The 24,676-nt window shown below is 71.0% G+C and carries 20 protein-coding genes; 7 read left to right on the top strand and 13 right to left on the bottom strand.

All coding sequences use genetic code 11. The features are described from left to right. Positions 1–14: 14 nt before the first annotated feature. On the bottom strand, positions 15–1,217 hold the full coding sequence (locus AB0O91_RS28170) for a hypothetical protein (protein ID WP_363438605.1): 1,203 nt from the start codon (positions 1,215–1,217) through the stop codon (positions 15–17). Positions 1,218–2,145: 928 nt separating this feature from the next. Between AB0O91_RS28170 and AB0O91_RS28165 the strand changes: the two genes are divergently transcribed. From AB0O91_RS28165 to AB0O91_RS28155, 3 genes are all read left to right on the top strand, one after another. Next, complete coding sequence (locus AB0O91_RS28165) at positions 2,146–2,691, top strand: SMI1/KNR4 family protein (protein WP_363438602.1); 546 nt, start codon at positions 2,146–2,148, stop codon at positions 2,689–2,691. Positions 2,692–3,177: 486 nt separating this feature from the next. Further along, positions 3,178–3,531, top strand: a complete 354-nt coding sequence (locus tag AB0O91_RS28160) for a DUF4265 domain-containing protein (protein WP_363438599.1) — start codon at positions 3,178–3,180, stop codon at positions 3,529–3,531. A 239-nt stretch (positions 3,532–3,770) separates the two neighbouring features. Continuing rightward, positions 3,771–4,160, top strand: a complete 390-nt coding sequence (locus tag AB0O91_RS28155) for a hypothetical protein (RefSeq protein WP_363438596.1) — start codon at positions 3,771–3,773, stop codon at positions 4,158–4,160. A gap of 177 nt (positions 4,161–4,337) precedes the next feature. Here AB0O91_RS28155 and AB0O91_RS28150 read toward each other — a convergent pair whose 3' ends face one another. Continuing rightward, entirely contained in the window at positions 4,338–6,716 is a 2,379-nt protein-coding gene (locus AB0O91_RS28150; protein ID WP_363438593.1) for a tetratricopeptide repeat protein, read from the bottom strand. Between the two features lie 746 nt (positions 6,717–7,462). Here AB0O91_RS28150 and AB0O91_RS28145 point away from each other — a divergent pair. Then, the gene (locus AB0O91_RS28145; protein ID WP_363438590.1) at positions 7,463–8,080 is read left to right on the top strand and encodes a hypothetical protein; all 618 of its coding nucleotides are present in this window, start codon (positions 7,463–7,465) and stop codon (positions 8,078–8,080) included. A gap of 98 nt (positions 8,081–8,178) precedes the next feature. On the opposite strand, the gene AB0O91_RS28140 is transcribed toward AB0O91_RS28145, so the two are convergent. Further along, positions 8,179–9,243 (bottom strand): PIG-L family deacetylase, encoded by a 1,065-nt coding sequence (locus AB0O91_RS28140; protein ID WP_363438587.1) that lies wholly within the window; start codon positions 9,241–9,243, stop codon positions 8,179–8,181. Between the two features lie 311 nt (positions 9,244–9,554). Between AB0O91_RS28140 and AB0O91_RS28135 the strand changes: the two genes are divergently transcribed. The 3 genes from AB0O91_RS28135 (at position 9,555) to AB0O91_RS28125 (ending at position 13,570) form a co-directional block, all read left to right on the top strand. After that, positions 9,555–10,406 carry a helix-turn-helix domain-containing protein gene (locus tag AB0O91_RS28135; RefSeq protein WP_363438584.1) on the top strand — a complete coding sequence of 284 codons (852 nt, stop codon included), beginning with the start codon at positions 9,555–9,557 and terminating at the stop codon, positions 10,404–10,406. A 390-nt stretch (positions 10,407–10,796) separates the two neighbouring features. Next, positions 10,797–12,479: a histidinol-phosphatase gene (locus AB0O91_RS28130; RefSeq protein ID WP_363438581.1), complete on the top strand. Its 1,683-nt coding sequence runs from the start codon at positions 10,797–10,799 to the stop codon at positions 12,477–12,479. A gap of 467 nt (positions 12,480–12,946) precedes the next feature. Continuing rightward, positions 12,947–13,570: a CDP-alcohol phosphatidyltransferase family protein gene (locus tag AB0O91_RS28125; protein ID WP_363438579.1), complete on the top strand. Its 624-nt coding sequence runs from the start codon at positions 12,947–12,949 to the stop codon at positions 13,568–13,570. A gap of 52 nt (positions 13,571–13,622) precedes the next feature. Here the strand turns inward: AB0O91_RS28125 and AB0O91_RS28120 are convergent, their stop codons facing one another. The 10 genes from AB0O91_RS28120 to AB0O91_RS28075 all read right to left on the bottom strand — a co-directional run bounded on the left by AB0O91_RS28120 (position 13,623) and on the right by AB0O91_RS28075 (position 23,967). Next, complete coding sequence (locus tag AB0O91_RS28120; protein WP_363438576.1) at positions 13,623–14,078, bottom strand: RICIN domain-containing protein; 456 nt, start codon at positions 14,076–14,078, stop codon at positions 13,623–13,625. 298 nt (positions 14,079–14,376) lie between these two features. Then, positions 14,377–14,919, bottom strand: a complete 543-nt coding sequence (locus tag AB0O91_RS28115) for a hypothetical protein (RefSeq protein WP_363438573.1) — start codon at positions 14,917–14,919, stop codon at positions 14,377–14,379. A gap of 72 nt (positions 14,920–14,991) precedes the next feature. After that, positions 14,992–16,233 carry an IS701 family transposase gene (locus AB0O91_RS28110; protein WP_363438707.1) on the bottom strand — a complete coding sequence of 414 codons (1,242 nt, stop codon included), beginning with the start codon at positions 16,231–16,233 and terminating at the stop codon, positions 14,992–14,994. A gap of 793 nt (positions 16,234–17,026) precedes the next feature. Then, the gene (locus AB0O91_RS28105; protein ID WP_363438570.1) at positions 17,027–17,944 is read right to left on the bottom strand and encodes a 2OG-Fe(II) oxygenase family protein; all 918 of its coding nucleotides are present in this window, start codon (positions 17,942–17,944) and stop codon (positions 17,027–17,029) included. 2 nt (positions 17,945–17,946) lie between these two features. Continuing rightward, complete coding sequence (locus tag AB0O91_RS28100; protein ID WP_363438568.1) at positions 17,947–18,837, bottom strand: 2OG-Fe(II) oxygenase family protein; 891 nt, start codon at positions 18,835–18,837, stop codon at positions 17,947–17,949. A gap of 49 nt (positions 18,838–18,886) precedes the next feature. Continuing rightward, the gene (locus tag AB0O91_RS28095; RefSeq protein WP_363438565.1) at positions 18,887–19,828 is read right to left on the bottom strand and encodes a 2OG-Fe(II) oxygenase family protein; all 942 of its coding nucleotides are present in this window, start codon (positions 19,826–19,828) and stop codon (positions 18,887–18,889) included. After that, positions 19,825–21,258 (bottom strand): cytochrome P450, encoded by a 1,434-nt coding sequence (locus AB0O91_RS28090; RefSeq protein WP_363438562.1) that lies wholly within the window; start codon positions 21,256–21,258, stop codon positions 19,825–19,827. The genes AB0O91_RS28095 and AB0O91_RS28090 overlap by 4 nt, the downstream gene beginning before the upstream one ends. 41 nt (positions 21,259–21,299) lie before the next feature. After that, entirely contained in the window at positions 21,300–22,208 is a 909-nt protein-coding gene (locus AB0O91_RS28085; RefSeq protein ID WP_363438559.1) for a 2OG-Fe(II) oxygenase family protein, read from the bottom strand. After that, a complete protein-coding gene (locus tag AB0O91_RS28080) occupies positions 22,205–23,221 on the bottom strand; it encodes a 2OG-Fe(II) oxygenase family protein (protein ID WP_363438556.1) in 1,017 nt (338 codons plus the stop codon). The genes AB0O91_RS28085 and AB0O91_RS28080 overlap by 4 nt, the downstream gene beginning before the upstream one ends. A 2-nt stretch (positions 23,222–23,223) precedes the next feature. Further along, a complete protein-coding gene (locus AB0O91_RS28075) occupies positions 23,224–23,967 on the bottom strand; it encodes a tRNA-dependent cyclodipeptide synthase (RefSeq protein ID WP_363438553.1) in 744 nt (247 codons plus the stop codon). Positions 23,968–24,676: the final 709 nt, after the last annotated feature.

The raw sequence follows: 24,676 nt of genomic DNA, 5'->3' as shown, positions 1-24,676 counted from the left end.
TCTGGGATTGTCCGTCACCTCCTCCACTGGAGCATGACGGTGACGCCGTACTCGCGCAGGAGGTCCACAGTCACGTCGAAGTAGGAGCGGCCGCCGTGATGGTCCAGGATGCGTCCGGCGAGAGCGTCGCGGGCGATGTCGGCGTCGTGCCAGACGAGGGTGAACGGCGAGACGACGGAGGGTCCACCGCCCAGGTAGTCCTTCACCGACTCAAGGCTTCTCCCGTAGTGGGCGCCCGGCCCGAGCAGGGCTTCCCCGAGTGCCAGAAACAAGCCGCTTTCGTCTGTGATGTGTTGTCCGTCCAGGTGGTACGTCCCGCCCGAGCGGCCGTCCACCCTGTACGGGCCGATGCGGGTGAGGTCCAGCCACTCGGACTGGCCCTTTGCGTCGAACTGTGCCCACTGGTTGGGCATGGTGGGAACACCGGCGGACCAGATCTCCCAGACTGGGCGGGCGGCCAGAGTGGGGCGGTCATCACCAGGGTCGGTGAGCGTGATGTCGATCAGGGCTCCGCCGAGGACGGACGGGCGCGCCTCGACGTGGTGCAGGTCGAGGCGGTAGCTGGTCATCGTTCGGCCACAGCGGTCGAGGCACCGGAGCGCGATCGAATCGCCCTTCTGCGGAAGGGGGCGGCACAGCAGGGCCATCAGCGGTTCCGCGGGTTCGCAGCCGATCAGATGCACGGGCTGGGTGGGTCGCTGCGGGCGCGGGGTGAACAGGCCGTCAATGGAACGGCAACCGCCCGAAGGACCGTCCTCCAGGAGCGACGGGAACCACAGGTCGAACCGCGGCCTCGAAGGCAGCCGCTTGCTGCCCCAGAAGTCGTCCTCCCTGACACCGGTGCCCACGACGATGTCAACACGCCCGGAATCGCCGGGGGTTGGCCACTGAGCCAGGACAGCCGTGTCCTCCAGGTCCCAGAAGCGGAACGGCCCGTCGTTGGAGGGATCCACGGGCTCGATCGAGAGCGTTCCGTCTCCCAGCAGCCGCACCGGTTCGGCGCTGGCCGTCACGGCTTGGACCAGTAGGCTCTCGCGCGGGCAGCCGCGCAGTGTCAGGACCTCTCGCGGCAGCAGCGGCGGGTCCATGAACAGGCCCTCGACCTCGGCGCACCGCCCCCACAGCACGCCCTCCTCCTCATCGCCGGTATCTCCTTGAACCAGGAGATACCGGACCGGGAAGTCCCGCTCCCACCCCACATGTTCCTCAGACCGCACGCTTCTCCCCTGCTTACAGGCTGTCTTGGCGCGCCAACCCTACGGCTCGCCGACGCCGAAGCCCTCCGAATATCGCTTGCTTGGAATGACGCTTCCCGCCAGTCGGCGCCGACACCTGGAGCGACGCCAAGCGCAGGGCCTTCGGCAACGACCTCGACCACCCCCAGCTCATCGCCGTCTCGGCCGCCTCCAACCGCAGCAAGGGCGACCAGACCCCCGACCGGTGGAAGCCCCCGCTCCAGTCGGCGTGGTGCGGCTACGCCGGGGTCTGGACCGGCGTCAAGGCGTACTACGAGTTGACGGGTGACCAAGCCGGAGAAGGCCGCCGTCGCCCAGGTGCTCGACACCTGCCCGGCCGGCTCGTGACCACCGCCGGTCGGCTGGGCGCCGGGGCGCCGGGGCCGAGCCATTCGTCGCCACCGGCATCGCGGCGGGCCCGGGCGGCGTCATGACCGTCGAGGTCGGCGTCGTCACCGGCGACCTCACCCTGCTCACCACCTGGGACGGCCGCCGGGCGGTCCTGGACGTGCGGTACGACGGCGCCGACGAGTGGTACGTCGTGAAGGGGGCCCGGCGCCCGCCGAAGACGCCCAGCGGACGATGGCCGACGCCGTCCGCCGCGGTGGTGCGGCCACCGCGGTGGGCCTCGGCCGGTAACGGGGGACGGGGCCGTGGACCAGGCTGGGTGCCGCGAGGGCTTCTCCTGCCGCGGCCTGGCCCCTGGGGGCCGACCGGGGTGGGCGCGCGGATCTGCCGGCTGTCCCGTCTCGAATGACCTTGACGATCGGTAGGCTACCGGGGACCCGCCCAGCGTCACTTCGAGGCTGCCGTGGCGTACTCCGCGTTCGGCGACGGCGTCTTCCGGCTGGGGCGGCGCCGGGCAATACGGTGGCTGACCGAACCGCGCCACGCATGGAGGAGAACCATCATGGTCCACCCGGCCATCACCCGCCTCTCAGCCCTGCTGGGGGAGCCGAGCGTCCCCGGCGACACCGTGGATTGGGAGGACCTGGCGCGGACCACGGGCCTGCGCCTGCCCGCCGACTACCGCGACTTCGTCACGCTCTACGGCGGCGGCGAGCTGGACGAGTACCTCGGCGTCAGCACGCCGCGGGTGGCCGGCTCCCCGTGCGGCGATCTCATGGACGGGCTGGACTTCGACCCGAGGGAGGGACCGGAGGCCCAAACCAGCACCGACCCGGCGGACTTGGAGAAGGGAAGGCTCCTCCCCTTCGCGAGCAGTGCCAACGGCGACGTGGCCTTCTGGCTCTGCGACACCCGCGACCCGGACCGGTGGGACGTCGTCGTCTTCAAACGCCGGCACCACTCCAGGGAGGAACCCTGGGTCCGCTTCGCGGTGGGCTTCGGAGACTTCCTGACCGGCGCCCTCGACGGCACGCTGCCGAACCCCTTCAGCGACAGCGGCTTTGCCAGGCCCCCGCACGCCTATCGCAACTGGCGGCAGCCACTGTGACCCACGCCGCGTTCACACACGGCTGCCGACGGCCTTACCTCCAGGCTCTCGCTCGCCCCGCCGGCTGCCTCGGGTCCGCTCACTGACGGAGGTGATGGCGGATCTGCCGCCGCGGGGGAGTCGTTGATGCTGGTGCAGACCGGATCCGACTCGCCGACCCGGACGAACTCCCAGCCCACCGCCCGGCAGGCCCGCTCCGCCGCGGTGGTGCGGCCACCGCGGCGGGCCTCGGCCGGTAACGGGTCGACGCCAAGGTGCTGCGGCGCTATGGCCTGACCCGATCTGCCCGCTCAGCCGCCGGGTCGCATCGTGGAACCGGCCGCCCTACCGTCCAGCCCGGTGCGGCCGGCGAGGTCCAGCGGCCGAAGCGGATCTCGACCTGAACCTCGCTGCTGAGCGGAGACACCAGGACGAAACGGCACCGCGTCCACTCGCTCTCGTGCGGACACCGGCAACTGCTCTCCTCGACAGCGAGCGGCAGGGCCCGTGCCTGACACCCCATGGTTCGTCCGTGGCATCGTGAACGCCGATGGCGATGGCTTGCGGTGGGCCGGTGAGACCGTGCACCCCTCGGATAGCTGCACCATCCGGTTGATCGTCCTGAAGGACGCAGGCTCTGCCGCCGTCCGGCAGACCGTGCTGGAGACCTTCCACCGGCTCGGCACCACCGGCGAGGGCATCGAGCGGTTTCGGATGGTCGCGTTGGACGTCCCGCCGGAAGCGGCCTTCAAGCGGATCCTAAAGCTGCTCGAACACGGCGAGGCGAAAGGCCGGTGGCACTGGGAAGAGGGATGTGTCACTGCCGCCTGGGAGACAAGTGGAGGCTCTGAGGACGAGTGAACGCGGCCTCGACGCGGGTCACCCGGCGTGAGCGGGTGGGGAATTGTTCGGCGGACGGTCCCCGGGTGCAACTCCCCACGGTGCTACCGCCGTCCAGGACGGCAGCCGGTGCTGTCCGGGAGCGTCCGGGACTGTCCGGGACGGCTCTCGACCGGTTGTGTGCCGTTCCGCCGGTTGATGGGCTTCGGGGTGTCCCCGGTGCCAACTCCGGGGCGGAATCGACTCCTTGGAGGAGCGCCATGCGATTCACCAGCGCCAGGAAGCGCGTCGTCGTCGCCGCGATCGCCGCGGTGGCGGCGGCCGGGATCGGGCTCGGGACCGCCGGCTCGGCCCAGGCCCAGGCCCAGGCGCAAGAGGGCAACCATCCGTTCGGGCACGGGCCCTGTGCGGCGACGGAGATCATCCAGCTCGGGGACGGAAACCACGACTACATGGCGATCGACCCGACCGCCACCGACGGCAACTGTCTGTTCGGCGTCTTCGACCGGAACGCCTGGAAATGGATCTACGGCGCGACCACCAGCGGCGCCGAGTCGCCGTACTACTACGACGGTCCGGGCAATAGCCTGGAGGCGTGTCTGATCGACCAGAGCAACAGCAACACCTGGGCATGCGGCCCGATCAACTGAGCACGGTGCGGTGAGTGAGGTGGGAGCGGGCCCCCGGGTCCGCTCCCACCCCTCAACCGCCGCCGCCACGGACGGCCGTGAACCCGGTCGTCCGGCCGCACCCGGAGGACGTCACCGATACGGCCCCGGCGGCCCCGGTGGCCCCGACCGAAGCGGACGCCCGGGGCGCGGCCCGGGTCACTCCGTCAGGGAGTCGAGCAGGGCCCGGGCTTCGTCCGCCTCGGGGATGTTCAGCGAGGTGTGGATCTCGACGGCCTGTTCGGCGTGCTTCCGAGCGGTGTCGGCTTCCCCCAGACACAGGTGCGTGCGCGCCAGCCCGGTGTGGATGCGGCCGAGGTTGTACCGCTCGCCGGTGTGCGGGAGGTACGCCAGCGCGGCCCGGTAGTGCTGCAGCGCGCTCGCCGGAGCGTCCAGGGCCAGCAGCGCGTCGCCGAGCAGGGTGTGCGCCTCGGCCTGACCGAAGGTGTCACCGAGGTCCCGGTGCAGCTCCAGGGCCTCCTGGTACAGGTCGAGGGCCTCCGGGTGGCGTCGCAGCTTCTGCTGGTACTCGCCGAACTGTTGGAGCACGATGGCCTGGCCGAGGCGGTTGCCGCCGCGCCGGTGGTACTCCAGCGCCTCCTGGTGGTACTCCAGGGCCTCCGGCAGCCGTCCGAGCCTGGTCAGCGTGGGTCCCAGATTGATCAGGACGATCGCCTCGACCGCCGGCTCGGGGATCTCCCGGCTGAGCCGCAGCGCCCGCCGCTCGTGGTCGAGCGCCTCCTCCAGGCGTCCCATCCGGGTCAGGACGAGGCCCAGGTTGGCCAGGACATGGGCCTCACCGTTGCGGTTGCCGATCCGCTGCTGGATCTCCAGCGCCCGGTGGAGGAGGTCGAGCGCCTGCGGGAGGTCGCCGAGCTGGTACCGGATGCCCGCGAGATGCCGCAGTGCGGCTGCCTCACCGGCCGGATCGCCGAGTTGCCGGGTGGCCCGCAGGGCGCGGGTCGCCAGTCCGAGCGCCTCGTGGGCGGGCATGTGGCGCTTGAGGTGGCGCCAGAGGAGCGCCGGCAGGTCCGCCGCGTACTGCGGCAGGTCGGCGTCGGTGGCGTGGCGGATGAGCGCCAGCAGGTTGGCCTGCTCCCGGGCCAACCACGCGGTCGCGTCCGCCTGGTCGGCGAACACCAGCGGGGTGCCGCCGGGCTCGGGTGGCCGTGGTCGGTGATGCCGTTCCAGCGGGGCCAGGAGGTCCATCGCCGAGCCGGCGGTGTGACGGTAGTGGTCGAACAGCCGGATGAGCGCGGCGCGTTGGAGGGGCCCGGAGTCCTCCCGGGCGAGCAGTTCGCCGGCGAAGGTGCGCAGCAGGTCGTGGAAGGTGTACCGGAAGGCCGCGTGTTCGATCAGCAGGTGGTGGTTGTGCAGCGACTCGAGGAGCTCTTCGGCCTCGTCCAGCGGTGCGTCGACCAGGGCGGCGAGGGCGTGCGGCGTGACGTCCTCACCGGGATGCAGCACGGCCAGCCGGAACGCGAGCCGCCGCGCCGGGGTGAGGGCGTGATAGGAGTCGACGAAGGCCGCCGCGACGCTCCGGTCGTGGTCGGAGAGCTCGGTCAATAACTTCTGCGGACGCCGGATCCGCTGCAGCAACTCGACGGGCGTCCAGGCGGGATGATGGGCCAGCCTGGCGGCGGCGATCCGCAACGCCAGCGGCAGTTTTCCGCACAGTGCGACGATCTCGTCCACGGTGGTGGCGTGGCCCGTGACCCGCTCCGGGCCGGCGATCCGGGAGAACAGCTCGACGGCCTCGTCATGGCTCAGCACGTCCAGGGGCAGGCTGACCGCCCCGTCCAGTGCGGGCATGCGCCGGCGGGACGTCACCAGCACGAGGCAGTGCGGGCCGCCGGGGATCAACGGGCGGACCTGCTCGGCGTCGACGGCGTTGTCCAGCACGATCAGGTACCGCCTGCCCGACGCCCGGCTGCGCCACAGCCGGGCGCGCTCCTCGGTGCCCGACGGCAGTGCGGTCTCGCTGACTCCGACCGCCCGGAGCAGACTCGCCAGCCCCGCGCCCGGTTCGAGCGGCCGCTGGCCCGGAGTGAAACCGCGCAGGTCCACGAAGAGCTGGCCGTCCGGGAACCGGTCGGCGAGGGTGTGCCCGACGTGGACGGCCAAGGCGGTCTTGCCGACACCGGCCATGCCGTCGATGGCCGAGATCACCAGCGGACGGGCCTGGGCGCCGCCCGGTCCGCCGGCCAGGGCCAGCAGCCGGTCCACCTCGTCGAGCCGTCCGGTGAAGTCCGGTACGGCGTACGGCAGCAGGCGGGGAACCACGTGTTCGGCCGGCTCCCCGCCGGGCCGGGGCTCCGACTCCCCACGTGCCGCGGAGAGCAGCCGGTCGCGGTCGGCCGGGTCCAGCCCCAGGGCCGTGGCCAGCCGCGCCACCGACGACAGGCGAGGCCGCCGCCGCCCTGACTCCAGCACGCTGATCGCGTGCGTCGAGATACCCGACTCCTCGGCGAGTTGCTCCTGCGTCCACCCGGTCGAGTACCGGTGCTGCCGCAGCAGCGTTCCGAAATCCCCCAGCAAAACCGCCTCCGATGGGTGGCCGTCCACGGGAACGACGACGGCAGGAACGGCCCGGTGCCCGCACCGCGTCCGCCGCCGGTGACTCTCGGCCTGCGGCCCTGGCGGGCCCCTGCCAACAGAGCATCATAGAACGCCAAGAGAACGCCATGGAGCGGTCAGTCGGTGTTGGCCAGGATGGTCCCCGGCGCACGCGCCGCGATCGGCCGAGCGAGCCGATCACCCAAGGGGGGCAGATGACCGAGCGAGACACGGGCGGGGGTCCGGACCGGTTACCGGAGCAGGCTGCGGCGACAACGCCCGATCCGGACGAGGCGACCACACAGCAGGAGTTCATGTGCCGGCTCCGGGCGTTGAAGGCGTGGTCCGGCAACCCGTCGCTGCGCGAACTCGAGCGCCGCACCGGGCTTCCGCGCAGTACCCTCTCGGGGGACCTGAGCCCTCAGCGGAGCCGTCTCCCTCCTCTGGAGCGGGTGTTGGCGCTCGTCACCGCTTTCGGCGTGCCCGCCGAGGAGCGCGCTCGCTGGCAGTCCGCCTGGCGGCGCATCCAGGTGCGGCAGCAGTCGCAGGAGCCACCGGCGCCGGACCCGCACGCTGGGGTGGAGCCGCCCGTACCCGACGTGGCACCGCAGGCAGTGCAGGCAGCGCAGGCACCGCAGCCACCTCGGGAACCGCACGCACCTCGGGAACCGCACGCACCCCGGGAACCGTACGGGACGGGACGCCGCCGACTCGCCCGCCGGCGCCTCGTGTGGCCCGCACTGTCGGTCAGCGGTCTGCTCGCCGGCCTTCTGGCCCTGCCCCTGACCGCCGCCCCGGCCACGGCCGGGAGAACCGCCGCGACCAGCGACCAGCCGACCGTCCCGGCCGGCGCCCGGACACCGGACGAGTGCGGCTACCTCGGCCGGATCGGCGACGAGGTGGCCGCCTCCCCGCTCGACTCGGCCACCACCACCGGCGAGTCGGTGCAGGTCGGGAGCCCGGTCGCCGAGGGGGACACGCTGATCGTCACCCTGGTGCTCGCCGGAGCCGGCACCGGCCCCATCACCGTGCGGGACACGGCCGGGAACCGCTACCGGGCCATCGAGGACGAGACCACCGGCGGCACCCGACTGACCGTCTTCGCGCTGTTCGACGCCAGGCCGCTGGACTCCCTGGACCAGATCACCTTTCGCTGGCCGCGTTCGAAGCACGGTCACACCGCGGTCGACGAGTTCCGGGGCATCCGCTCCGCCGGGCCGGTGGGCGGCCCCGGCGCAGCGGGCGCCCTGGCCGGCACCTCCAAAGGTGCGCAGCAGTGCGGAGGAGGCCACGGCACGGGCGCCCGGCGAGGGCTCCGCGTTCCGCCTCGGCCGATCGGCAGGTGACCCGGAGGCCCTGCCCCTGGTCCGAGCCGACGGGGTGGCCTCGCCGACGGCCGCCCCGACGGCTCGGACCAGGGCGCCGGTCCGTGCCCGGCGGTCCGTCAGGACCAGTCCCACTGCGGCTTGCCGGTGAAGCTGTTCTTGGTCTGGCCGTCGATGTTGCCGGTCTTGTACCTGTCCTTCCTGGGGAGGGCGAAGACGTACTCGTGCCGGTCGGCCGCCGCGCGCTCCATCTTCTCCGGGACACTGTGGTAGCCGAGCGCGTAGAGGTTCTCGGACGGCCTCCAGGCGTTGTAACAGGAGATGGCGTTGCGCTTCCTCCGCATGTGCTCGTCGGGGATGTCCAGCACGTAGGCGGCGCCCCTGCGGCGGTCGCTCTCCGGGTAGTCGTAGGCGTAGACGAAGTTGAAGCGCACGTCGGAGAGCACGCCGTCCCACGCCAGCTCCACGGCCGCGTCGGTGATCGCCTTGTGGGTCCGGGTGACCTCCAGCCAGCCCGCGGTGAACTTGTGCGAGGCGCCCGGGTACTGGTCCGCGAGGGACGCGATCTTCGACTTGACCGTCTTGGTGAGCTTCTTGAAGGCGTCGCCGGGGTTGTACGCGGAGTCGGGGAGCTTCCAGTTGATCACCTTGTCGACGCCGAGCTCCTTCGCCGAGGCCATGAACTCGGCGGTCCGGCCGGGCACGATCATGCTGGCACCGTCGGTCGGCCAGTTCAGCCCGTGGGGGCCGTGGGCCGCGCACCGGTTCGAGGCGCGCAGCACGCAATCGCTCTGTTTGCCGGTCTCCTGGTCCTTCTCGTTCATGCGCCACGCCAGTTGGTCGTTCTCACCCTGTGTCACCAACACCAGGTACACGGGCCGTCCGGCTGCCTTGTGCTCCAGGATCGACCCGGCCAGGCCCAGTGCCTCGTCGTCCTGGTGCGGCGAGTAGAAGATCGCCGGCTTGGAGGCGGCCGAGGCCTTGCCCCCCGTCAGGCCGGTGCCCAGGAGCGTCGCCCCGGCCATCGCACCCGCCGTCAGCAGGCGCCGCCGGGACAGGCCCGCGGGTGCGAGGTCCGCCAGTGCGGCCTCTGGCCCGCTCCACCGGGCGGGCCCGAACCCCGGCCCGCCGTCGCCGGTGGAAGCGGAGGGATCGAGGCGGTGGCGGAAGTGGCGATCGGCCATGGGCAGGCTCCTCGGACAGCGGCGCCACGGGTGCGGCGCGGGAAACGGGCGTTGACAGTGACGGTGGACGAACCACCTGGGCACACCCACGACACTACGGAGCGCACCCGTCACGGGGCGTCACCCATCGGAACGGGGACCGCGCTCCCGCCCCCGCCCCGACCCGGGACCGTGCTCCCGGGTCCCGACCCGCCCATCGGCGGCGGTGGTGGCAGGGGTGGCAGGGGTGGCAGCCGGGCGACGGGGAGCGAAGTCGTCGATCGGACAAGGGGCTTGACTCTCGGGTGGCCTGAGAGGGCACAGTCGGGGCCGTGGACAGAAACCTGCTGCCGATCGGGCAGTTCTCCCAGGCCAGCGGCCTCTCGGTCACCGCCCTGCGACACTACGACGCCTGCGGCGTCCTGGTGCCGACGTACGTCGACCCGGTGAGCGGCTACCGCTACTTCCGGCGCGACCAGGTGCGCACGGCGCAGGTGATCAGGGCGCTGCGCCAACTGGACATCCCCGTCGAGGAGGTGCGCCGCCTGCTCGGCGCCGGCCGGCAGGAGCTGGCCGCCGCCCTGCGCGAGCACCTGCGGGCGGCCGAGCGGCACCTGCACGCGCAACGCGGCGCTGTCCACGGCCTGTTGACCCGACTGACCGAAGGAGCAGGGATGACCCACCACGTCACCGTCCGCCAGGGCGGCCCCGAACGGATCCTCGTCCGCGCCGCGAGCGTGGACAACACCGGCCTCGGCGCCTTCCTCGCCGACGCCTACCGCGAGGTGTACGAGGTGGCCGGCCGCGGCCCGCTCACCTTCACCGGGCCGGCCTTCGTCCGCTTCCACGGGGTGTGCGACGACGAGAACGAGGCCCTCGTGGAGGCCTGCCTGCCGTTCTGGGACCAGGGCGCCCAGCCCGCGGACCTGCCCGAGGGCATGAGCGTGTGCGAGCTGCCCGAGACGGCGCTGGCCTGCACCCAGGTTGAGGGAGCGGACGCCGGGTTCCCGCAGATCCTCGGCGCGTACGACGCCGTCGCCGCCTGGGTCACCGAGCACGGCTTCACCTTCGCGGGCCCGGTCCGGATGATCTACCGCCGGTGGACCGGCACACCGGACGACCCCGGCAACCGCCTGGAGATCGCCTGGCCGATCGGCGAACCCACGGCTGACCAGGTGTCCTGACCCGTAGGTCGGAGACGACACGACGGCGGGCACGAGGCGGAGCCGGCAGCACGGCAGGGAGGAGCCGTGATCGATCACCGGGGGAGGGTCCGCGCCCCGAGGCGGTGACGACGCCGGTCCCTGCCGGGCCGACCGTAAGGCGGCGTGCCCGCGGAGAGGCGGTACGTCCGCGGGCCACTGGGCGGCCATCGATTCCACCCCGGGTCTTCAAATCGGTTTCTTCCGGCAGTTCTCTTGCCACGGAATCGTGCAGCCGTGAGCGACGCAAGACCGGCCCCGCCCCCTCGCCGGGGGCGAGTTGCACCGCTGCGGCGTTCCACCGCCTGCCCGCCGCCTTCTGCACGACCCCTGGCCCCACCACACCGCTGAACTCCCGTTCCGAGGATCACCATGACCGATCAGCAGCTGCCCGCCTGGGCCGATCCGTCCGTCCCTCCCGCCGATCTCGACGCCCAGGGCATGTCGCGCCGCGGGCTCCTGCGCCGCGCGGGCCTGTTCGGCGCCGCGTTCGCCCTCGGCGGGGCGGGCACGGCGGCCGCCGCCACGCCGGCTGCCGCCGCCGGACGGGGGCACGGCGGTTCCGACCCGCACCTCGCCTACCTGGTCGGCGACCACCACGTCCACTCCGTCTACAGCCACGACGCGAAGTACACGTTCTCCCAGCAGGTCCGGGCCGCCGCGCAGTACGGCCTGGACTGGCTGGTGTTCAACGAGCACTCCAACTTCGGCCACGCCCACCACGGTGCCGCGCTGGAGCACCAGGAGATCCTCCGGGCCCGCGCCGAGAACCCGCGCCAGCTGATCTTCCAGGGACTGGAGTGGTACATCCCGGCCGCCGAGCACGCCACCGTGTTCGCGGCCCCCGGACCGCACGAGGTCGACCTGCTCACCCGGTTCGAGCTGGCCTACGACGGCAAACTGCTGGGCTACAGCGAGGGTTTGGCCGGCGCGGCCGACACCGCCCGCAACGAGGCCCACGCCGTCAAGGCCATCCGGTGGCTGGCCGAGCAGCGGCGCACCGGCTACGTCGACGACGTCCTCGTCCTCGCCAACCACCCGCTGCGCCTGGGCATCGACTCCCCGCACGAGGTGCGCAACTGGCGGGACGCCTCTGACGGGATCGTCATCGGCATGGAGGGCGCGCCGGGCGCCCAGGGCGCGGCCATCCCGGGCTGGCGCGGCCCGAACTCGATCCGCGGCGAGTACGAGAACACACCGTCCGCGCAGTCGTGGTCCGGCTACCCGGCGAACGCCTACCAGACCTACGGCGGCTTCGACTGGGCGACCGCGACCGTGGGCGGCCTGTGGGACTCGATGCTGGCCGAGGGCCGGCTGTTCTCGATCACCAGCAACTCCGACAACCACCGGACCGTCTTCGACACCTGGAAGAACGGCGACTGGCAGCCCGGCCAGAACTTCGACAACACCGGCAAGGTGCCGGACCCGGTGAACACCGCCACCGCGCAGCCCGGAAGCGACTTCTGGCCGGGCCAGTTCAGCCGCACCCATGTCGGGGTGACCCGTTACGGCTACCGCGCGGTGATGGCGGGCCTGCGGGCCGGCCGGGTCTGGGTGGACCACGGACACCTGCTCGACGGGCTCGACGTGCGGGTGAAGCGGGCGTGCGACCACGGCCGCGGGGTCACCCTCGGCGGTCGGCTGCGCGTCCGCAGGGGCGAGCGGCTCACCCTGTCGGTGACGGTCACGACCGCGTCCCGCCCCAACCCCCAGGGCATCCTGCCCCGGCTCGCGCACGTGGACGTCATCCGGGGCGCCGTGCGCGGCCCGGTCTCCGACCGGGACACCTGGCGGGCGCCGGACACCCGGGTCGTCCACACCGCCGACGTCAGCGGCCGCACCGGCACCTACACCCTGGAGATCCCGGTCACCGCCGGCAACGAGTCCTTCTACCTGCGGCTGCGCGGCAGCGACGGCAACCGGCACGGCACCGGCTACCTCGGTGCCGCCGTCGACCCGAACGGGCCGATCTCCCACGAGCCCGGCAACGGCGACCCGTGGGCGGACACGTGGTGCTACGCCAACCCCGTCTTCGTGGACGTGGCGGGAGCCTGATCCAGCGCTCGGCGGCGGCCGGTCCAGCGGCGTCAGCCGGCTGCTCACCACGGCGGGTTACGACGCGAGGGCGGGCCGGCGGCTGGTCGCGCTCGCGGCCCGGTGGCGGAAGCGGCTCGTGCCCTTCCACGGTGAGCCGCTGGTTCGCCGTGCGCTGGACTAACCGGCCGAAGCGGGGTTCCGCCGCACGGGGTCGGCCGGCGCGCTGAAGGCGTCGACATCCGTCGTGCCTCCACCGTGCGGCGGAGGCTCACGGCGCGTCAGCTCCTACCGGCGGGGTGCGGGTGACCTCGGCCGGTGGGAACGCCGGGAGGCGTCCTGGAGGGGCCCGGAAGAGGCACTCCCGAAGGCACGGCCCGAACGGTGTCCCGGAGGAATCGGTGCGGTTATGGTCGGTGGGACGGGCGTGGCCATTGCTGCCGGGGCCGGGCGGAAATCAGTCGGTTTCCATCGGTAGCCTTGGGGCCGTGATTGATTCTCACGTCCGGAAGGACGAATTCGGCCGGGGGTCTTCGGCGCATCGGATCCTGACGATTCCGAATTGCCTGAGCGCGCTGCGGCTCGCGGGTGTCCCGGTATTCTTCTGGCTCGCCGTCCTGCCCTGGCTGGGGCACGGAAACCAGGACCTCTGGGCCGTTCTCGTCCTGATCCTCAGCGGAATCACCGACTATCTGGACGGTTTCCTGGCGCGGAAACTCGATCAGGTGAGCGAGCTCGGGCGGATCCTGGATCCGGTCGCGGACCGGCTCTACACCGTCGCGACGCTGGTGGCGCTCGCCCTGCGGGACCTCGTGCCCGTCTGGTTCCTGGTGGCGCTGCTCGCCCGCGACGCGGCCATGGCCGTCGGGGTGGGGCTGGTGCGGCGGAGCGGGTTCGAGCCGCTGCGGGTGAGCTTCGTCGGGAAGTCCGCGACCTTCTGCCTGATGGTCGGGTTCCCCCTGGTGCTGCTCGGCTCCACGGCCTTCCCGGGGGCGGGGGCCTGCCATGCGCTCGGCTGGGGGGCCGTCATCTGGGGGTCGGCCCTCTACCTGCTGGCGACCGTCTTCTACTTCCGGCAGATCGTCGGCCTGCGGCGTGAGGCCGGCAGGTGACCGGGGTCGCCTCCGCCGAGGCGGCCCAGGTCACCCGACCGTCGGCGCCCTGTTACGTCCAGCGCTGGAAGAGCCCGGCGTTGCAGTCGTGCAGGTACACCTTCCCCTCGGCGTTGCTGTCCAGGCAGCGGCCGGTCGCCTTGTGGCGCAGCTCCCAGCCGGTGTCGGTCTTGTTCTCGAACCAGCGCTGGTAGTCGTTGGAGGGGTTGGTGCAGGGCTCGATGTAGACCGAGTTGTCCTTGTACGCTGCGAGGCACAGCTTGCCGAAGGGGGCCGCCTCCTTCGCGACCTCGTTCCAGGAGCCGTCCGCGTTCCCGGTGTCGTGGAATATCTTCTTCCAGCCCCGGGAGCAGTCCGCGACCACGGGGTTGCTGAAGCCCGGGCTGTATTCGAGGCACCGCTTGGTCGACGCGTTGGTCCAGGTGACGTCCGAGTCCGCGAATGCCGCACCGGATGTTCCGAGGGTGAACAGCGCGGCCACGGCCAGCGAAGCGCCGGTTCGTGGCAAGAACTTCCTCAAATGAAACTCCTCAGGATCGCCCGGGGTATCTCCGCCGGGATTCTTCCGCCATTTCTCGGGCGGCGGGGAGAACCTAAGGTGACGGGCCGGGGCGCGGCAAGAAGATTTGAGCAGGATGTGATGTAGGCACCCTCATGAGGCACCGGACGCTCATCGAGCGGGAACGCTCCGGAGTTCGCATCCGCGTCCGACGAGGAGTGGTAGGCCGCCCGCGAGCAGATCGCAGGATCGGAGCCGAGCCGGGCTAGTACTCCAGCCGTAGATCGCGATCTTGCCGAGTCGGTGCTCACGGCCCGTAGACGAGGTCCGTACCCCCGCTGGCCTCAATCAGCCATGACAACGAACCGCTGCCGAAGGGCCATCCAGTAGTCGCCACCTGCACCCAACCGCCGTCCGACTCATCGACTCCCGCGTCCCACCACCACCAGCTGCGATCGTCTCCCATCCCTTCCTCGGTCGGGTCGAAGTAGTACAGCCAGCCCGAGAGCATCCACGGCCCCTGGTCGACAGCCGCCCTCTGCTGCGGCGTCATCGCCCGCCACTGACGTAGCCACGCCTCGGCGTCGAAGGGCTCGCCATGTTCCGGTTCCGGGTGCTCGGGCGCGCACCGCTGGATGAACCAGGTCGGCAGCAGCTGTGGCCAGCGCTCAAATGCTGGCCAGTTACCCATCTGCGCGACCACGCACGTCAGCACCGCACGCGCATTGTCGATGACCTGGGCCGGATCCTCGGAGGCAAACCGGACGCGCACAAGAAACGGACGCGGCTGGTCGTTCTCGGCTCCCGGTCCAGTACGAAGGCGCTGCAGCTCGCCCGTCTCGATTTCCACGGTGAGGAAGTATGCACCGGCGCCGGCCTCGCAGCATCTCAATACCGCCAGAACCCGTCGCCATCGCGATCTCTAGGGCTGGACAGCTGCCTGCCGTTGGAAGTGGGAGGCACGGGCGCGGGCTTGGTGTCGGCGTCTCCACTGCGACCAGCGCAGCCGGTGCGCGAGGTCGTGGACCGGGTTGATCATTGCGGCGAACAGGTGCTGGATCTCGTTGCCGGTCAAGGGGATCAGTTCGTCGGGCGCGGGATGGTCGCGGCGTTCGGCGGCTGCTGTGACGGCGAGGAAGGCGTGGGCGAGCATGGCGAGGGTGACCCAGCGGTGCCAGGAGGTCCAGCGGCGGACCTGGTGCTCGTCCAGACCGGCCAGGCCCTTGCCGGCCTGGAAGGTCTCCTCCACCGTCCAGCGCCGTCCGGCCACCCGCACCAGCTCGGACAGCGGCACCGGGAGGGGTGAGAAGCAGCGGTAGAAGGCGAGTTCGCCGCTTCGCCGGTTGCGGCGGACCAGTAGCCACCAGTTGCCGGGCCGCCCGGCTGGACCGGCGATGTCGAGCTGGGCCCAGTCGTAGTACCGCTCGCCCTTCGCGCCCGCTCCGGCGGACAGTCGCTGCCAGGCCCGCTTCGGGATCCGCGTGACGAGCGCTTTCGCCTGGAACTTGCCTGCGGGTGTGACGACTTGGTGGGTGCTGGAGACGGCGAGCATGTAGCCGAGCGGGCGGGCTTCCAGCGCGGCCCGAAGGTGCGGGTTGTCGCCGTAGACCTCGTCGCCCGCGACCCAGCGAGCGGGGGTGCCCGCGTTCAGCGCCTGGACGATCATTTTGGCGGCCAGCTGGAGCTTGGTCGCGAAGGCGAGGTCGTCGGGGATGCCGGCGGCCCGGCAGCGCTCGGGGTCGTCGGTCCACGAGCGCGGCACGTACAGGGCCCGGTCGATCGCGGCATGACCGAGCGCGGCCGAGTAGACCAGGTAGACGGCGACCTGGGCGTTCTCGATGCGGCCCGCCGTGCCGGTGTACTGGCGCTGCACGCCGACGGTTGCGGTGCCCTTCTTCAGGTCGCCGGTCTCGTCGACCACGAGCACCGCCCCGTCGTCGGCGAGGTGCTCGACGACGTAGGCGCGCACGTCGTCGCGGACCGCGTCGGCGTCCCACTTCGCGCGGTGCAGCAGGTGCTGCATGCCGTCCGGCGTGGCATAGCCCGCGTGCTCGGCCAGCGTCCAGCAGTTCTTCCGCGGCAGGTCCGACAGCAGACCCTGCACCAACGCCGTTGCACGACGCCGGGGTTCAACTCGGGCAAATCGGCCCGCGACGCGGCCCATCAGCTGAGCGAACATCGTCCGCCACCGGGCAGGCACTACGCTGTGACTCGCGGCCACCGCCTGATCTTCGTTAGTCCACACAACTCACGATGATCAACGGTGGCCGCAGCCGTCTCCGCGCCCACTCCAACCAGCAAGATCACGATCTACGGCTGGAGTACTAGACACCGGGCGCCGTCGATCATGTGGTGGCCGGTATCGACTGCGGGATGGGCATGACCGACGTCGTGGAGAACCGTGGCGGCCGCGAGCAGCTCAGCGTCCGCCCCCAGCGCTGGTGCGAGACTCGGGCCTGCGAGGACCCGACGGAAGTGGCGCCCAGTGCGAAGGGAATTCCGAGAGCAGGGACTCGGCCGCCCGGTAGGCAGTGCTCAGACGGCGTCGCCCCGGGATGGGCGACGACGTGCGCGCGAGGCCGAACGTAGAGCAGGGCGAGCCCGCCCACCTCTTGGCACCCGAGGGGCACAGCGGGTGGGCGGCAGCTGGGCGACCGGCCACCCGCGAGCACGTCTCGCGTGCACCACCGTCCCAGAGGAACTGCCTCCCCGAGACGGTGGACGCCCGGCACAGGTGCTCGACCAGGAATCCGAGCCGTGTCGGGTGACGGCCCCGGGCCTTGACCCCGTGGCGATCGGCGACCTGGACGGGTGTGCCGAAGGTGACAGGAGCAGGCCGTCGCAGGGTTCGGATGTGGGGAGTGGAGGAGAAGAACGCCTGGGGCCGGCGCGGCGGATCGTCCGGGATCCGGGCCGGCGCTTGCTGCGTCAGCCGCAGGCAGGACGGGTCAAGGGCGTCAGTACAGACCGGTGGTGTCCTTCTGGTAGGTGTGGTCGAGGATGTCGTCGAGGAAGGTCCCGAAGCCCGTCTCCAGGCGGAGGCCGGTCTTCGGTTCGTAGCTGAACAGGCCCGGGGAGACGGTGTTGTCCAGGCTGCTGTCGACGAACAGGGCGTAGGAGAAGCGGTCCGGCTTCGGCCCGTGGTGGCGGGCCTGTCGCACCACGCGGTGGGCGACTGCGGCGACCGGGGTGGCGGTCGATCTGGTGAGGATCTCCATCGCGCAGCCGAAGTTGACGATGAAGGTGTCCGGGAGCGGGTCGATGGGGTGCCAGTCGCCGTCCCGGTCCACCTCCAGGCCGGGTTCGGTGGAGCGCAGCACGGTCACCCACCCGGAGTCCTTGTGGATGTTCAGGCCTCGTGCGGCGACTTCGGGCCGGAAGTGGTTGAAGGTGAGGGTGTGGGTGCCGTGCGGGGTGAGGCTGTGCCCGGTGGCCTCGTCCCAGAGCTCGCCCGGCAGGTCGAGGTGGGTGAGCACGGCTCGCTGGACGGCCAGTGCGAAGTCGCGCATGGCCTCGGCCTGCAGGGCGAGTGCGGCCGGGTAGACCTGGCCCCACCGGGAGCTCTCCAGGAAGAACTGTTCGGTCTGGTCGGCGTCGCGGCGGAAGTAGCCCTGGTGCGGGCCCAGTTGCTGCGAGGTCCAGTGGTGGTAGCCGCGGTACGGGTCCGGGTGCCCGGTGTCGTCGGGGAGGTAGAAGCTACGGGCGAACCGGTCCCCGGCAGACAGGTTCAGGCCGGCTGGTTGCCGCACGTAGAAGAAGCCGTCCTCCAATGCGCGGCGCAGCCCGTCCCCGGCGCTGAAGACGAGGGCGCCGTCCCGGAGCTGCGCATACTGCCAGTTCTGTCGCGGGGCGGTGGGCAGATGTTCCCGGGTCATGGTCATATCCGGGAGTGGAAGTCGTAGCCGAGCTTGCCGGCCTTCTCCACCGAGAACTCGCGGAAGCCCTGGAACTCCCGGAGCCTCCCGTCGTCGTCGTACTGGTAGAGGGACATGTCGTACCGCGGCCCCAGGTAGATCGTGAACGAGGAGCGCTCCGGGGCGTCCGGGTGCGGGCGCAGCTCGGGCACCCGGTGGTAGACCGCGGTCACCGGCCGCGGCAGCTTCCTGGTCAGGACGCGGAAGGCGTCGCCCAGGTTGACGGTGAAGTAGCCCGCGCGCTCGCGGACGGGCAGCCAGCGGCCCTCGTGCAGGATCTCGTAGCCGGGCTGGTCGGTGCAGATGGTGGTGATGAACCCGCTGTCGGAGTGTTCGACGATCCCGGCACGGTCGCCCAGGCCCGCGCGGTAGTGGTTGACCGTCGTGTAGCACAGTCCGGTGTCCGCGCGGGCGCCGCCCGTGACGAGCTCCCGGTCCTGGGCGGGGATGCCCAGGACCTCGAAGACGCCGTCCAGGGCGTCCAGGGTCAGCGCCTTCATCCGTCGTAGCACCGCGCTCACGTCGTCCGGCAGGTAGCGCTGCCACAGGAAGCTCTCCAACTGGAGCTGTTCCACCTGGTCGGGTCGGTCCTCGTAACCCAGTTTCGAGTCGGGGTGGCCGTGCTCGCGGTGGCCGCGACGGCGGTCCGCTGGGTCGATGGCGGGCCGGTAGAAGCTACGGCAGAAGTCCAGGCCCGCACTGACGTCGAGGTCAGCGGGGACGGCCAGGTTGAACGCGCCGAGCCGGAGGGCCAGGTCCGCGTCCTCGGCGGAGGCGAACCGGAGCCCGGTCGCCCCCACCGCGGCTGCGGGGAGGGTGAGATGGGTCGCTTCCCCGGCGGTGTTTGTCGGCATGCTGGTGGTTCTCCCATCGTGGTCGGTCACTGCTGTGGTGGCGGCGCGGTTACAGCGCCGCGTCGTCGTCGTAGGTGCGGTCGACCTCTTGGGCGGCGAAGTCGGCGACCGACTGCACCGGCCGTGCCGTGCCGTTCTCCAGGCGGTGGATGGTGCCGTCGAGGTCGGAGTCCAGGAAGGTCACGTAGGAGGTCCGGTCGGGCCGGCCGGCGGTCCGTTCGGTGGCGACCACGCCGTGGATGTTGGCGCGCACGGGCGTGGGCAGGGCGGCGGTGAGCACTTCGAGGGAACTGCCGAAGTTGACGATGAAGTGCTCCGGCACGGGGTTGATGGCGCCCAGTTCTCCTTCGACCAGCGCGAGCAGGCCGGGTTCGACGGAGCGGAGTACGGTCACCCATCCGGAGTCGCGGTGGAACTTGCAGCCGCGGGTGGCCTTGTTCGAACGGAAGTGGTTGAACGCGAGCATCCGGTGGCCATGGTGCTCGGAGAGCCCGCCGGTGACCTCGCCCCACAGCCGTGGGGGGACGTCCAGGTGCCGTAGGACCGCGAGCAGGACGGCGACCCCGAGGTCGGCCATCCGGTGTCCCAGTGTGGCGACCTCGGCGGGCAGCAGGGCCCAGTTGGCCCGCTCGATGTAGAAGTTCTCCCACTGGTCGTGCTCGCGGTCGAAGTAGCCCTGATAGGTACCCGGGACGTCGACGGTCCGGTAGCCGCGGTAGCGGTCGAGGGCGTCGCCGGCCCGGTCCTGGTGGAAGTGGGCGGCGAACCGGTCGCCGGGCTCGGTGTCGAGGCCGGCGGGGAAGCGCAGCAGGAAGAAGCCCTGGGCCAGGGCGCGGTCGAACCCTCCTGCGCGGTCGAAGACCAGGTCCTCGCCCTGGAGTCGGGAGCGTTCGAGCTCGACCGGCGGGTGGGCGGCGAGTGCCTCCCGCTCTCCGGGCATCGGGGGCAGGCCCACCGGCGGCCTGGCGGTCACGGGGTTGCTGGTCGTCATCGGTTCGGCTCCCTCGATGGGTCGGCGTCACGGTGGATCGTGATCGTCCCGGGCTGTGCGGGGCGGGGCATGGCGGCGTGGTGCCTCAGCCGGAGGTCGATGCCGTCGGTGGTGACCGTGTAGCGGCCATACAGTTCCGTGAGGACGACGGACTGCATCCGCACGGAGAAGAGGCGGCCGGGGCACTTGCGCGGGTTCCGCTCGGCGTTGACCATGCTGAACGAGTTGATCTCGTAGCGGCTCCGGGAGAGCAGGGATGAGACGGTCTCCCGTTCGGAGCGGGCGATGGCCCTGATGTTGGCCAGGTCGAAGCGGCAGGGCTCCGGGAAGACCGACGGGTCGCGATTGGCCTGCCGCCGGTCCAGCCAGAGCATGGTGTCCGCGGGGACGGCGACCGTGGCCCCCCGGTGGTGCAGGGTGAAGGGTGCGGTGGTGCGCCGCCACAGGGCGCTGGGGTTGCTGCCGCCCAGGCGCACGGCCTCCAGGACCGCGAGGTCTGCCACGGAGGGGAACGAGTCGCCGTGAGGGCACCCGTGGCCCGTCCCGCCACCGCCCCGCGCCTCTGCCGTGAGGGCGGCCTTGACCTGCGGCGAGTCCTCCACGTAGCCGAGCGCCCACATCAGGCTCAGGGCCGTGGTGTCGTACGTCGCCACGATGACGGTGCCCAGTTCCTTGATCCGTGCGGTGTCCAGCGCGGCCACGCCGGCCCGGGTGAAGGGGATTCCCCACAACGCGAAGTGGCGTCGGATCATGTTGTCGGCGGGCGCCCCGGCCAGGGCCTCGAAGTTGTCCGTCAGCAGGGCGCGGACGAAGGGGACGATGACGTCGAACTCCCGCATCGCCTGCGGGTTGTCGTTGCTGATGACGTCGGAGGCGAGGTCGAAGAAGCCGCGCACCACGCCCCCGTACTCCGCCGAGTGCAGGTACTCGGGCAGCGGCCGCTGAGTGAGATCGAGGACTCCGGGGACCATGCTATCCACGTACGCGGTCAGGGACAGCGTGAAGTCGTCGAGCGGGACCGGGTGCCCTGCCACACGGCGCAGGTGATCGGCGGTGTGCCGCCGGATGGCCGGCTCCAGTTGCTCCACGAACTTGGCGTTCCCGAGGGAGCGTTCCACCGCGGACCGCTTCGCCGGCCGGTCCGGGTGGTCGTGCGGCATGGACCCCATGAAGTCGCCGAACAGTGCGCTGTTGGCGTCGGTCGAGGGGGCGAGCGCGTCGTCGGCGACCAGGGGTGCGTTGGTGATCTGGTACAGGGCGAGCCGCTGCCCCATCCAGAACGTGCACAGGCCGCCGTTGCGCTCGGCGAGGGCACTGATACCGCAGGAACGGAAGTAGTGCGAGGCGGGCCGGCCGCACACCACGGTCGCCTCGTGGAAGGCCTGGGCGTGCCCGTGCAGCCGACTGGGGCCGGGGTGGTGCGCGAGCACGCCTGGGAAGGGGACGCCCGGCTGTCGCCCCGTAGCCACGGTCACGACGCCCCGCCCCCGCCCGCGCCGACGGGCCGGGCGATCCCGAAGTCGGTGTGCCGGTCGGACCAGGTCCGTTCGTTGAACTCCCGCAGGAAGTCCGCGGAACTGCGCACCGCGGCGGCGGAACCGTCACGGCGGACCTGGTAGAGGTCTCCGGTGGCGGGTGGGTTGGCGAAGGCGGCGAAGGAGAAGCGGTCGGTGCCGCCGGATGCCGGTGTGCACTGCCGGACTCGGTGGAGGAGGGCGCGCACCGGGCGGTCCAGTGCCGCGGTGAGCAGTTCGAAGGCCCCGCCGAAGTTCACCACGAAGTAGCCGGGGACGGGGTCGACGGGGACCCAGGCGCCGTCGACGGACGCTTCGAGGCCCGGCTCCTCGTTGTAGAGGACGGTCACGAACCCGGTGTCCTTGTGCGGGGCGCAGCCCGGTTGGGTGCGCTCGGAGCGGTAGTGGTTGGCTGCGAACCAGTGCGTGCCGTGTCCGTCGACGGCCCCGCCGGTGATCTCGCTCCAGAGCCTCGGGGCGATGCCCAGGTCGGTCATCGCGCAGCGCAGCACCAGCAGCGTCAGTTCGTCCATCTGTCGGGTCATGGCGAGGAGTTCCCGGGGGAAGTGGCGCAGGCGCCCGGGACCGTCGATGAGCACGTGTTCGGTCTGGAAGTGCTCCCGGTCGAAGTAGACGCCGTCCAGGGCCCGGAAGCCGCGGTAACGTCGGGTCGCCCCGGAGCCGTCCTCGGGAGCGCGATGGAATTCGCGGCACAGGGTGATGCCGGGCCCGGGGTCGAAGGTGCGGGGCACGGCGAGCAGGAAGCAGCCGTCCAGCAGCGCCCTGGGCAGGCCGCCGCGGGTGTCGAACGCCAGGCCCGTCCCCCGGACCGATGCGCGTTGGAGTGGCAGGGGGCCGGTGCTCATCCGCGACCGCCTTCCGCTGCGCCCCGGGTGGTGGGCGCGAGGGTGTCGGGTACGGGCGGGTCCGGTGCCTCGGTGCCGGCGTAGATCTCGTGGTCGTTCTCGTCGATGAGCTCGCGCGAGCCGCAGACGCGCTCCAACCCGATGCCGGCCACGTAGCGGTGGATGCCCTGGTCCGCACCGGGCACACAGCCGCTGGATGTGAAGTGCCCATAGCTGGACCGGTCGTCCCGCTGGCGCGCGACCCGGTGCATGATCGCTGCGACGGGTGTGCCGCTGTCCGCGGTGAGGATCTCCATGGACAGACCGAAGTTGACGACGAAGCAGTCGGGGTTCGCGGGCACGGCCTCCCACTGGTTGCCGCGGGCGACCTCCAGCCCGGGGCTGGTGGTCCGCAGGATGGTGAGGAAGCCGTCGTCCTTGTGCGAGCTGAGGCCGATGTCCTCGTGTGCGGGCCGGTAGTGGTTGAACGTGAGGTGGTACGAGCCCTCGGCGCGGGAGCAGCCGCCGGTGGCTTGCGCACGGTCCCGCTCGGGGACGCCCACATGGGCGAGCACGGAGTGCAGCACCTGTTGGGAGAGCCGGGTGAGTGCCTCGCCGAGTGCGGCGATCTCCGGCGGGTAGTCGGTGCCCCAGAAGCGCCGCTCCAGGAGGAACTGCTCGATCTGGTTGACGCGTTGGTGGAAGCCGAGCAGCGGGTCGCCGAAGTGGCTGCTGTCGAGGGTGCGGAACCGGCCGTACGGAGTGGCGGCCGGTCCGCGGTGGAAGGTCCGGGCGAATTCGTCACCGGCCGACACGTCGACCTCGGCCGGGATCTTCAGGAAGAATACGCCGTCCTGGAATGCCCGTTCCCGGGCGCCGGGATCGGCGAAGAGCATTGTCCCGGCCGTGATCTCGGCCTTCTCCAGCCGGGCTGCACTGACGGCTGGCCGGTCGGAGGACCGCTTCGCGTACACGTTCTGGTAGATCTTCCCCCGGCGTATCTCCGGGGCCGGTGTACGGGGCGTGCCGTTCATGCTCACCTGCCTTTCAGGTGGAGGGAGACGACGATGAGGTCACGGAGTTCGTCCGGCGCGCCCGGGTGTTCCCCCATCGCTATCTCGGACAGGGTACTGAAGGATCCCGGGTACACCATGACCGGAAGACCGTACTGCTTGAGGCAGGAGAATATGGCGAATTCCTCCAGGAAGTAGTCACTGGACATCCTGATGCGGTTCTCCAATTCCGCCTCGCTGATTCCGGAAGAGTGCTTTCGGTGATAGGAGCGCCCGAACAGCTCCACCGACGAGCGGAACGCCTCGTCCTTGTCGAAGAACGTTCGCAGTTCGTCGTGGAACTCGGTGAAATCGCTGCCATCCTGAACATCACTGCAGTTCAGATAGGTGAAGTCAGTGGCATCGCGGTACTCGTCGAACACGGAGCGCTCGTTCTTCGCGAACTGGCGGCCGAGTTCCAGGGCGTGATCCAGAGCTTCGTCGGGGGCCATGCCGCGGGTCGATTCCAGGGTGAGGCGATGGATGCTGTCACCGATCAGAACGGTGCAGCGGGAAAACCTGCGTGAGATCCATTCGACCATGCCGGAGAGTTTTGCCGGGGTGAAGTTGCTGTTCTCCAGGCTGACCCCGAGAAAGCATGAGTCGTGCTCTTCGAACGTGGTTCTGCTGGTTGTGGGGGAGACCGACGCTATCTTCGCCTTGTAGCGCGTCCGTGCATTCTGTTCCAGCTGTCGGTCGACAGGGGGGACCGTTTGGGTTTCCAACACGATGGCATCCGCCTAAGTTCGTCGCGAAGTGCAGGAATTGTTCTTTCTCGGCTTCCTTCGGGACGTACGCGCGGCCCCGTGAAATCTCCTGAAGGAGCGCCGGCAAGATTTCGCCGATCGCTTCCGAAGGCCGCTCGAAAATTGGTAGCAAGCAAACGATGGGACAGCCAACGGCCGGGCGCCGGATCCGGCCAGGCGGGCAATGCACTGCGGCTTTCCGGGCAAACGGGCTGGCCACGACAGGCGCACGGTCGCATGCCCGATGCGGCGGGTGGCCGGACGGCGGTCCACCCGGACCGGTGCCGGGCCCCCGGGCGGGGCCGCTCGGCGACGCGGGTGGACGGCGGGCGCTGAACTGGTACTCCGGCGTGCAGGCACCGGGCGAGCGGTCTCCGGCCGCGAGACGGGGGAGCGTGCACGGCACCGGGGGCGCGGGCGGGTCAAAACTCGGCCAACGATGGCCGAATACCCCACCCGGGGCGGTCCGACCGGTCGCTGCGGCCGCCGGGTGGACGTTGGCAAGCGGTGCGGCGTCGGTTACGGTGGGTTCTGAGCCGTCCGGCGCGCAGCGGGTGCCCACCCGTTCGGAGCGCCGTCCGACAGGCCCTGCGGAGCGACCTCACCACACCGCTCTCCGCCCTCCCCCCCCCCCCCCTCACGCAGCGACCGCCCCTGTCCGTCCGGGGCGACTTCTGGCTGCGCCCTCCCC

Source organism: Kitasatospora sp. NPDC089797 (assembly GCF_040684795.1).
Classification (GTDB): domain Bacteria; phylum Actinomycetota; class Actinomycetes; order Streptomycetales; family Streptomycetaceae; genus Kitasatospora.
Note: the sequence above shows the minus strand (reverse complement) of the source record. Positions and strands in the feature narration are given on the sequence as shown.

Excerpts from the sequence above, each read along its gene's own strand:
- AB0O91_RS28140 (WP_363438587.1), bottom strand. The coding sequence starts at position 9,243 with ATGGCCGATCGCCACTTCCGCCACCGCCTCGATCCCTCCGCTTCCACC.
- AB0O91_RS28105 (WP_363438570.1), bottom strand. The coding sequence starts at position 17,944 with ATGACCCGGGAACATCTGCCCACCGCCCCGCGACAGAACTGGCAGTAT.
- AB0O91_RS28165 (WP_363438602.1), top strand. The coding sequence starts at position 2,146 with ATGGTCCACCCGGCCATCACCCGCCTCTCAGCCCTGCTGGGGGAGCCG.
- AB0O91_RS28110 (WP_363438707.1), bottom strand. The coding sequence starts at position 16,233 with ATGGGCCGCGTCGCGGGCCGATTTGCCCGAGTTGAACCCCGGCGTCGT.
- AB0O91_RS28095 (WP_363438565.1), bottom strand. The coding sequence starts at position 19,828 with ATGACGACCAGCAACCCCGTGACCGCCAGGCCGCCGGTGGGCCTGCCC.
- AB0O91_RS28080 (WP_363438556.1), bottom strand. The coding sequence starts at position 23,221 with ATGAACGGCACGCCCCGTACACCGGCCCCGGAGATACGCCGGGGGAAG.
- AB0O91_RS28085 (WP_363438559.1), bottom strand. The coding sequence starts at position 22,208 with ATGAGCACCGGCCCCCTGCCACTCCAACGCGCATCGGTCCGGGGGACG.
- AB0O91_RS28155 (WP_363438596.1), top strand. The coding sequence starts at position 3,771 with ATGCGATTCACCAGCGCCAGGAAGCGCGTCGTCGTCGCCGCGATCGCC.
- AB0O91_RS28100 (WP_363438568.1), bottom strand. The coding sequence starts at position 18,837 with ATGCCGACAAACACCGCCGGGGAAGCGACCCATCTCACCCTCCCCGCA.
- AB0O91_RS28130 (WP_363438581.1), top strand. The coding sequence starts at position 10,797 with ATGACCGATCAGCAGCTGCCCGCCTGGGCCGATCCGTCCGTCCCTCCC.